Consider the following 9142-nt stretch of genomic DNA (forward strand, 5'->3'; position numbering starts at 1 on the left):
CCCGCGAAGAGGCCGGCAATGCCATTACAACTCGTCGATCCCCAGAAACGCCCGCGCCGTCACATCCCCGGTAAACCGCGCCTGCATGCCCTGCTCGCTGCCATACAAGCGCAACGCCAGGCAAAACGGTGTATCACCCAGCTCAACCCAGCGCCGCGTCCCGGCCGGCACCAGCAGCTGGTCACCCTTCTCGCACAGCACCGAATACACCCAGTCCCCCAGCCGCAGGCCAACCTGCGCCCGCCCGCTGACCACGGCGAACAGCTCGTCGGCATCATGCACATGCTCATCACGCACATCGACCTGAGCCGGGTCTTCACCGTCGCGGTTGAGCAGCGCGAAGGCCTTGCTGCCATGCGCCGTCATCAACTCATCCAGATACACGCGGCAAACCTCCAGCACCTCGTCCTGGGCCGTGCCCGGGCGCACCCGCAGGCCAGGTTCGGCATGCACAAAGCGCACGCCCTGCTCGGCCAACGTAGCGGCGATGTCGTCGTGGTGAGTCAGCACCTTGTTCGGCAGTGCCGGGCTGGCGGGGTGGAAAACGCTGAGAATGCTCATCAGGGGCGGGTCCTGGTCGGTTGCGAACAAAGGGCAATGATAACGGCTGCGGCCAAGGCTGCGGCACTGGCCATACCAAAGGTGAAGGTGGGGCCCAGCAGCTTCCAGCTGTAGCCTGAGTACAGCGCCCCCAGCGCACCGCCGGTACCCGACAGCGCGGCGTAAAGCGCCTGGCCCTGGCCCTGCTGGCGGGCACCGAAGCTGGCCTGGACGAACGCGATGCTGGCGGCATGGAAGCAGCCGAAGGTGGCCGCGTGCAGCAGCTGGGCGAAGATCAGTACTGCCGGCTCCTGGGCCAGGTTGCCCAGCAGCAGCCAGCGCAATGCCGCCAGCAGGAAGCTGACCAACAGCACGCGCTGTACGCTGAAACGGGCAAACAGGCGGCTCATGACCATGAACATCAGCACCTCGGCCACCACCCCAAGCGCCCATAACAGGCCGATGGCACCGCGCGTGTAGCCCAAGTGCTCCAGGTGCAGGGTAAGGAAGGTGTAGTACGGCCCGTGGCTGAGCTGCATCAGGGCCACGCACGCGTAGAACGCGATCACCCCCGGGGCACGCAACTGTTGCAGGAAGCCCCCCGTGCCGCTGCGCCCGCCCTGTTCCACCGGCTGGGCATTGGGCACCCACAGGCTGGCGGCAACGATGCCGGCCATGATCGTGACCAGCGCCACCGGGTAGATGTCCAGGCTCAACCACTCGAACAAGCGGCCCAGGCCAACCACGGTGAGGATGAAACCGATCGAACCCCACAGACGTACCTGGCTGTAGCGCGACGTTTGCCCGTGCAGGTGGGCCAAGGTGATGACCTCGAACTGCGGCAGCACCGCATGCCAGAAGAACGCGTGCAGGGCCATGACCAGCGCCAGCCAGGCGTAGCTTTTGCCGAAGAAGATCAGGGCGAAGGTGGCCAGGGTGCACAGCGCGCCAAGGCGGACGATCAACAGCCGCTGCCCCGTGCGATCGCCCAGCCAGCCCCACAGGTTGGGGGCCACGCAGCGCATCAGCATGGGGATGGCCACCAGCTCGCCGATGCGCGCCGGGGAGAAGCCCAGGTGGTCGAAGTACAGCGCCAGGAACGGTGCGGTGGAGCCCAGCAGGGCGAAATAGAACAGGTAGAAGCTGGACAGGCGCCAGTAGGGGATGGGTTGCATGGGGTGGCCTTGTGGGGACCTGGGCCGGCCTCTTCGCGGGTGAACCCGCGCCTACGCGGATTTCNACCCGCGAAGAGGCCGGTGCAGGTGGATCAGCGCTGGCCCAGCACCGGGGTATTCACTTGCACATCGGCATTCTGCGCACGGTGGCGCAGCAGGTGGTCCATCAGCGCAATGGCCATCATCGCCTCGGCAATCGGCGTGGCACGGATGCCCACGCACGGGTCATGGCGGCCCTTGGTGATGACGTCCACCGGGTTGCCATCGACATCGATCGAGCGGCCCGGGGTGGTGATGCTGGAAGTGGGCTTCAGCGCCAGGTGCGCAACGATCGGCTGACCGGAGGAAATACCGCCCAGAATGCCGCCTGCATTGTTGCTGAGGAAGCCTTCCGGGGTCAGCTCGTCCCGGTGCTCGGTGCCGCGCTGGGCCACACTGGCAAAGCCGGCGCCGATTTCCACGCCCTTGACCGCGTTGATGCTCATCAGCGCATGGGCCAGCTCTGCATCCAGGCGGTCGAAGATCGGTTCGCCCAGCCCGGGCATCACGCCTTCTGCGACCACGGTGATCTTGGCGCCCACCGAATCCTGGTCTCGGCGCAGCTGGTCCATGTAGGCCTCCAGCTCAGGTACTTTGTCCGGATCAGGGCTGAAGAAGGCGTTTTGCTCCACCGACTCCCAGGTCTTGAACGGGATTTCGATCGGGCCCAGCTGGCTCATGTAGCCACGCACGGTGATGCCCTGGGTGGCCAGGAACTTCTTGGCGATAGCGCCGGCGGCCACGCGCATGGCGGTTTCGCGGGCCGAGCTGCGGCCGCCGCCGCGGTAGTCGCGGATACCGTACTTGTGGTGGTAGGTGTAGTCGGCGTGGGCCGGGCGGAACAGGTCCTTGATGGCCGAGTAGTCCTTGGACTTCTGGTCGGTGTTGCGGATCAGCAGGCCGATCGAGCAGCCGGTGGTGCGGCCTTCGAACACGCCGGAAAGGATTTCTACCTCGTCGGCTTCCTGGCGCTGGGTGGTGTGCCGGCTGGTCCCGGGCTTGCGCCGGTCAAGGTCGTGCTGCAGGTCGGCGAGGGAAATTTCCAGGCCCGGAGGGCATCCATCGACAATGGCGACCAACGCCGGGCCATGGCTCTCGCCAGCGGTGGTGACAGTGAACAGCTTGCCGTAGGTATTGCCGGACATGGACGCTCCGCGAGTTCTGCCTGAAATGGACGAAGCCAGCAGTATACAGATGCTTTGATCGCCTGTGCGGGCCTCTTCGCGGGCATGCCCGCTCCCNGAAATACCTGTGGGAGCGGGCGTGCCCGCGAAAGGGCCGAACCTGCCATTCGCTTCCCAGAACCTTCCTGCAAACATTGGGTCAAACCCACATCTCCCCATGTAGTACCGCATGATGTCGCGCCTCGTCGCCTTGCTCTTCCTGCTGTGCACCGGCCTGGCCCAGGCCGCCGCCCCCACTGTACTGCAACGCCCGATCGACCTGGACACCGGCCAGGGCGTGCTGCACGGCAGCCTGCTGCTGCCACAACAGGCCACCCCGCCGCCAGTGGTGCTGATCATCGCCGGTTCCGGCCCCACCGACCGTGACGGCAACAACCCGGCGTCGGGCCGGGTCGACAACCTGAAGCGCCTGGCCCTGCTGCTGGCCAACGAGCACATTGCCAGCGTGCGTTACGACAAACGCGGGGTGGCCGCCAGCCAGCCGGCCACGCCTGACGAGCGTGACCTCAGCGTGGAGCGCTACGTGGCCGATGTGGTCGCCTGGAGCCGCAAGCTCAAAGCCGACCCGCGCTTCGGCCCGCTGATCCTGATTGGCCACAGCGAAGGCGCACTGATTGCCAGCCTGGCCGCCGAGCAGGCTGGCGCCAGCGCAGTCATCACCCTGGCCGGCAGCGGCCGGCCGCTGGCCGAGGTGCTGCACGAACAACTGGCCCAGCGCCTGCCGCCCGCGCAACTGGCCGGTGGCAGCGCCCTGCTCGACCGCCTGCAGGCCGGGCAGACCAGCCTGGATGTGCCAGCGCCGCTGCGCCAGGTGTTTCGCCCCAGCGTGCAGCCGTACCTGATTTCGCTGTTCCAGCAAAACCCGGCAGCCGCCTTTGCCCGCCTGCCCATGCCCGCGCTGATCGTGCAGGGGCGCAACGACGTGCAGGTGGACGTGGCCGACGCCCAACGGCTGAAAGCGGCCAAGCCAGATGCACAACTGGTCCTGATTGATGGCATGAACCACATGCTGCGCATCAGCCCCAAGAGCATGAGCCAGCAGCGCGACAGCTACCTCAACCCCGAGCTGCCGCTGGCGCGTGAGCTGGGCGAGCGAATTGTGACGTTCATCCAGCATTTGCCTTCGGCGTAAGTCAAACAGGCTCAGGTCTCAGCCATGCCTGCCGATACAGCAGGCATAGCTGAGGACAAGCCCTGATGACCACCTCCCCCACCGCCGTCGAGCCGGCCGAAGAACCCCAGGAAATCCCCGCCCTGCCCTGGGCCGAGCTGACCGCCGAACATTTCCAGCTGCTGCGCCTGGCAGCACTGCCTACCGACCGCAGCACCGGCGCGCGGCCGCTGCGTTTTGTGCAGTTCGGCTATGCCGAGCGCCATGACAAGGCACACAGCCTGCTGCGCATGGAAATCCAGCTGCCTGGGCAGAAAGTACACAAAGAGCAGAACCGCCTGGACATCCGCGTCGACCATGCCGAGCGCCTGGTGCGTATTGGCAATGAACATGGCCTGCAACTGGAACCGGTGAACCGTGGCATCGGCCGTTTCATGCTGGCCCAGGCCGCGCAGTGGTTGCAGCGCAGGTGGTCGCACTACCGGGTTGAAGGCATGGCGCTGCCGAGCAAGGATGCCCTGAACGAGGACTCACGCCTGCGCCGTGACCACTGCTTGCGCGGGGTGGGTATCGAGGTGCAGTACGAGGACAGCCAGCACCTGAAGGGCCGTACCGCGGATATGACGGTGGGCCAGCTCAAGGCCGCCTGGAGCAACGAGCGCCTGCAGCGGGTGGAGATTCTGGATGCCGCCAACCTGCTGCAGCAGGCGGACCAGCAACTGCAGGAAAAGGAAGGGCAACTGCGCGAGCGGGATGAGCGCGTGGCCAAATACCAGCGCGAAGACGGCGGATTGCGTTTCACCATTACCTGCCTGGTGGCGTTTGCCGTGTTCCAGGCAGGGCTGTTGATCTGGATTGCAACCCGCTAAGACCGCATCTGTCGGTGGAGATTGGGGCCGCTTCGCGGCCCATCGCGACACAAGGCCGCTCCCACAAGGTATCGCGATCAATCTGTGAGAGGTATCGCGATCAATCTGTGAGAGGTATCGCGATCAATCTGTGAGAGGTATCGCGATCAATCTGCGAGAGGTATCGCGATCAATCTGTGGGAGCGGCCTTGTGTCGCGATGGGCTGCAAAGCAGCCCCAAATAGCCTAAACGCGGGCCTTGAACAATTCCTGATGCTGGCGGCACTGCTCGGCGGTGAGCATGAACACCCCATGCCCGCCCCGCTCGAATTCCAGCCAGGCAAAGTCCACCTCGGGGTACAACGCCTCGACATGCACCTGGCTGTTGCCCACTTCGACAATCAGCAAACCCTTCTCGGTCAGGTGGTCAGCCGCTTCGGCCAGCATCCGCCGTACCAGGTCCAGGCCGTCGCTGCCGCAGGCCAGGCCCAGCTCGGGCTCATGGTGGTATTCGGCCGGCATGTCGTCGAAGTCTTCAGCATCGACATACGGCGGGTTGGACAGGATCAGGTCGAAACGCTGCCCCGGCAAACCGCCAAAGCCATCGCCCTGCACGGTGTACACGCGCCCGTCCAGGCCATGGCGCTCGATGTTCTGGTTGGCCACTTCAAGGGCCTGGAACGACAGGTCGGCCAACACCACCTCGGCCTCGGGGAACACGTCAGCGGCGACGATGCCGATGCAACCCGACCCCGTGCACAGGTCCAGAATGCGCGCCGGCTCGCTGGCCAGCCACGGCTCAAAACGTTTTTCGATCAGCTGGCCAATGGGCGAACGCGGCACCAGCACCCGCTCGTCGACAATGAACGACATGCCGCAGAACCAGGCCTCGCCCAGCAGGTAGGCGGCCGGTACACGCTCTTCGATACGGCGCTTGAGCAGGTGCTGAAGGCGTACTCGCTCGTCGTCCTCGAGCATGCAGTCCAGGTAGCTGTCGGCCACCTCCCATGGCAGGTGCACCGCACCCAGCACCAGCAGGCGGGCTTCGTCCCAGGCGTTGTCGGCACCGTGACCGAAGAACAGGTCATGCTCGTGGAAGCGGCTGACCGCCCAGCGGATGTAGTCGCGCAGCGTGCGCAGACGGGATGTGATCACGGGGTACTCCTATTTTCAGACCGGACAAAAGTCTAACAGCCCCACCCGCACATTTGTTCCTTTGCCTTGCCCAAAGGCTAGCCACAGGCCAGTAACCATGCCGCTTGCGTTGTCAACCATTCCCATTGGCGCCAAGGCAGGGGAGAATAGGTATACAAAAGCCCTATCCAAGGAGCCCTTGATGTCCGTTCCAACCACGATGTTTCGCCTCACTGGCCGCGACTATCCGCCGGCCAAGCTGAGCCACGCCAGCCTGATCATCATCGATGCACAAAAGGAGTACCTCAGTGGTCCCCTGAAGCTGTCAGGCATGGACGAGGCCGTGGCCAACATCGCCAGGTTGCTCGACGCCGCCCGTAAAAGCGGCCGTCCGATCATCCATGTTCGCCACCTGGGCACTGTTGGTGGCCGCTTCGACCCCCAGGGGCCGGCTGGCCAGTTCATTCCGGGGCTGGAGCCGCTGGAAGGTGAAATCGTCATCGAAAAACGCATGCCCAACGCGTTCAAGAACACCAAGCTGCACGAAACATTGCAGGAGCTGGGCCACCTGGACCTGATCGTCTGTGGTTTCATGAGCCATTCCAGCGTCAGCACCACCGTTCGCCGCGCCAAGGACTATGGTTATCGGTGCACCCTGGTAGAAGACGCGTCGGCCACCCGCGACCTGGCATTCAAGGACGGCGTCATTCCGGCCGCGCAGATTCACCAGTGCGAAATGGCCGTGATGGCTGACAACTTCGCTTGCGTCGCACCCACCGCGAGCCTGATCTGAGCGGCTTGCAGGACCGCCCGGCAGCCGGGCGGAACCCGATGGGCAGCAGCAGGTCGAATTCCGGATATCCACCGAGGAGAGCGGAATGAAGCTTAAAGGCAGTTTCGACGCCAAGCGCCTGCGCCCGCGCGAGCCGCGTAACTGGGGCGCCCGCCTGGCGGCCGGTCTGTCGGCCCTGCTGGCGACGCTGGGCGTATTGCTGGCCATGGCCGGCGTCGCCGGCCTGCTGGGCAACTACCCTGCCCTGCAGGAACTCAACGCCAACAAACCGTTGTCCAGCATCCTCACCGTGGCTGGCTTGTTGCTGCTGTGGCTGGGCGTGCGCTTCTGGCGGCGCAGCCGTATCCGCTTGCGCCGCGGGCGGGAGCTTAACCTGTCGCCGCACCTGATGAAGAAGCACGATTGAGGCACTGCTAACGCGGTCCTTGTGGGAGCGGCCTTGTGTCGCGAAAGGGCCGCAAAGCGGCCCCGGCAATTCATGCAGTGAACTGAAACCCTCGGGGGCGCTGCGCACCCCTTTCGCGACGCAAGGCAGTTGCCCCCCCGATCGCACCGGCCACAAGCCATACGCAATCCCTGTAGGAGCGGGTTTACCCGCGAAGAGGCCCGCACAGGCTGCACACGGCCCCACAGTCGCGTAAACTACGTCGCCTACGTGGAGGCATCATGCAAGACGACGATTTTTCCCTGTTCAAGGCCGAAGTGCGCGGCGTAAAGCCGATCAGCCACGACCGTGCCGACGTCGGCAAGCCCAAGGCCGACCGCCAGAAGCTGGCCGGCCTGCGCCAGGCGGCGACCGTGCGCAGTGACAAGGCTTTGGTCATCGATGGCATGTCCGACCAGTTCGTCATCGACGTAGGCGCCGAAGACGAGCTGATGTGGCGCCGCGATGGCGTGCAGGAAGGCCAACTGCGCAAGCTGAAGCTGGGGCAGATTCCATTCGAGGGCAGCCTCGACCTGCACGGCATGACGGTGGAAAAGGCCCGCGAAACCTTGTGGGACTTCATCGCCGAAGCCACCAAACTGGAGGTGCGCTGCGTGCGGGTGACCCACGGCAAGGCCGCGCGCCTGGACGGCAAGCGCCCGATGATCAAGAGCCACGTCAACACCTGGCTGCGCCAGCACCCGCAAGTGCTCGGTTTTGCCTCGTGCAGTGCCCGCCACGGCGGTACTGGCGCGGTGTATGTGATGCTGAAGCGAACCATGCTCGAAGGCCGCGACGAGTAACGCCGCGCTTGCAGCGCCGCCCTCACCGCCGTACCCTTCGTTTTTGCGATTTTTTCCCACAGGTAGATCCATGTCCCTGGAACAGAACTACACCGAGATCCTCAGCCAGATTGGCGAGGACGTCTCCCGTGAGGGCCTGCTCGACACGCCCAAGCGGGCTGCAAAGGCGATGAAGTACCTTTGCCGCGGTTATGAGCAAACACTGGAAGAAGTCACCAACAACGCTTTGTTCAGCTCTGACAACAGCGAAATGGTGCTGGTCCGGGACATCGAGCTGTATTCGATGTGCGAACACCACATGCTGCCGTTCATTGGCAAGGCACACGTTGCCTACCTGCCGAAGGGCAAGGTACTGGGCCTGTCCAAGGTGGCACGTATCGTCGACATGTACGCCCGCCGCCTGCAGATCCAGGAAAACCTCAGCCGCCAGATCGCCGAAGCCGTGCAGCAGGTAACCGGTGCCGCGGGCGTGGCCGTGGTGGTCGAAGCCAAGCACATGTGCATGATGATGCGCGGTGTCGAAAAGCAGAATTCGACCATGATCACCTCGGTGATGCTGGGTGAGTTCCGCGATAACGCCGCCACCCGTAGCGAGTTCCTCAGCCTGATCAAGTGATTGGTTGCTGACCCCAAGCCGACCCTTCAGGGTCGGCTTTTGCATTTCAGGAGTTGTCCATGATCGTCAAAGCCCTGCGGGTTGGCCTCGGCCAGCTCATTGTGTTCGGTGACTGGATCAGCCGCCCGGCCAAGCGCAAGCGCGACGCGGCCGCCCAGGCCCGCATCGAGCAAGCGGCCAAGGGGCTGGCGCTGTACCAGTTCCACGCCTGCCCGTTCTGCGTCAAAACCCGCCGCACCCTGCACCGTTTGAACGTGCCGGTGGCGCTGCGCGACGCCAAGAACGACCCGGTGCACCGCCAGGCCCTGCAAGAAGGTGGCGGCCGAGTGAAAGTGCCATGCCTGCGCATTGAAGAAGCCGGCAAGGTGACTTGGATGTATGAGTCCAAGGCGATCATCGCTTACCTGGATGAGCGGTTTGCTTCGGCCTAAAAGCGCTGCAAGTCGGAGCGGCCTTGTGTCGCGAAAGGGGCGCG

The 9142-nt window shown here is 64.4% G+C and carries 11 protein-coding genes; 7 read left to right on the forward strand and 4 right to left on the reverse strand.

The window, feature by feature from the left end; all coding sequences use genetic code 11:
- Positions 1–24 precede the first annotated feature (24 nt).
- The 3 genes from ACTJJN_RS25885 to aroC all read right to left on the reverse strand — a co-directional run bounded on the left by ACTJJN_RS25885 (position 25) and on the right by aroC (position 2899).
- The gene (locus ACTJJN_RS25885) at positions 25–561 is read right to left on the reverse strand and encodes an oxidase (protein WP_003252807.1); all 537 of its coding nucleotides are present in this window, start codon (positions 559–561) and stop codon (positions 25–27) included.
- On the reverse strand, positions 561–1715 hold the full coding sequence (locus ACTJJN_RS25890) for an MFS transporter (RefSeq protein WP_004577081.1): 1155 nt from the start codon (positions 1713–1715) through the stop codon (positions 561–563). Before ACTJJN_RS25890 ends, ACTJJN_RS25885 begins: the two co-directional genes overlap by 1 nt.
- 92 nt (positions 1716–1807) lie before the next feature.
- Positions 1808–2899 (reverse strand): chorismate synthase, encoded by a 1092-nt coding sequence (aroC, locus tag ACTJJN_RS25895; RefSeq protein WP_003252803.1) that lies wholly within the window; start codon positions 2897–2899, stop codon positions 1808–1810.
- A 208-nt stretch (positions 2900–3107) separates the two neighbouring features.
- On the opposite strand from aroC, the gene ACTJJN_RS25900 reads away from it, so the two are divergent.
- Positions 3108–4070 (forward strand): alpha/beta hydrolase, encoded by a 963-nt coding sequence (locus ACTJJN_RS25900; RefSeq protein ID WP_088513075.1) that lies wholly within the window; start codon positions 3108–3110, stop codon positions 4068–4070.
- A 65-nt stretch (positions 4071–4135) separates the two neighbouring features.
- On the forward strand, positions 4136–4918 hold the full coding sequence (locus ACTJJN_RS25905) for a hypothetical protein (RefSeq protein ID WP_003252799.1): 783 nt from the start codon (positions 4136–4138) through the stop codon (positions 4916–4918).
- A gap of 225 nt (positions 4919–5143) precedes the next feature.
- On the opposite strand, the gene prmB is transcribed toward ACTJJN_RS25905, so the two are convergent.
- A complete protein-coding gene (gene prmB, locus ACTJJN_RS25910) occupies positions 5144–6052 on the reverse strand; it encodes a 50S ribosomal protein L3 N(5)-glutamine methyltransferase (RefSeq protein ID WP_003252797.1) in 909 nt (302 codons plus the stop codon).
- Between the two features lie 181 nt (positions 6053–6233).
- On the opposite strand from prmB, the gene ACTJJN_RS25915 reads away from it, so the two are divergent.
- The 5 genes from ACTJJN_RS25915 to ACTJJN_RS25935 all read left to right on the forward strand — a co-directional run bounded on the left by ACTJJN_RS25915 (position 6234) and on the right by ACTJJN_RS25935 (position 9098).
- On the forward strand, positions 6234–6824 hold the full coding sequence (locus ACTJJN_RS25915) for a cysteine hydrolase family protein (protein WP_003252796.1): 591 nt from the start codon (positions 6234–6236) through the stop codon (positions 6822–6824).
- Between the two features lie 85 nt (positions 6825–6909).
- Positions 6910–7230 (forward strand): hypothetical protein, encoded by a 321-nt coding sequence (locus ACTJJN_RS25920; protein WP_004577080.1) that lies wholly within the window; start codon positions 6910–6912, stop codon positions 7228–7230.
- Positions 7231–7490: 260 nt separating this feature from the next.
- Complete coding sequence (locus ACTJJN_RS25925; RefSeq protein WP_003252791.1) at positions 7491–8051, forward strand: Smr/MutS family protein; 561 nt, start codon at positions 7491–7493, stop codon at positions 8049–8051.
- A gap of 70 nt (positions 8052–8121) precedes the next feature.
- Positions 8122–8667, forward strand: coding sequence for a GTP cyclohydrolase I FolE (gene folE / locus ACTJJN_RS25930; protein WP_003252789.1), 546 nt, complete (start codon positions 8122–8124; stop codon positions 8665–8667).
- A gap of 59 nt (positions 8668–8726) precedes the next feature.
- Positions 8727–9098, forward strand: coding sequence for a glutaredoxin family protein (locus tag ACTJJN_RS25935; protein ID WP_004577078.1), 372 nt, complete (start codon positions 8727–8729; stop codon positions 9096–9098).
- The last annotated feature ends 44 nt before the right edge of the window (positions 9099–9142 follow it).

The organism is Pseudomonas sp. 22515 (assembly GCF_052044625.1).
GTDB lineage: Bacteria > Pseudomonadota > Gammaproteobacteria > Pseudomonadales > Pseudomonadaceae > Aquipseudomonas > Aquipseudomonas alloputida.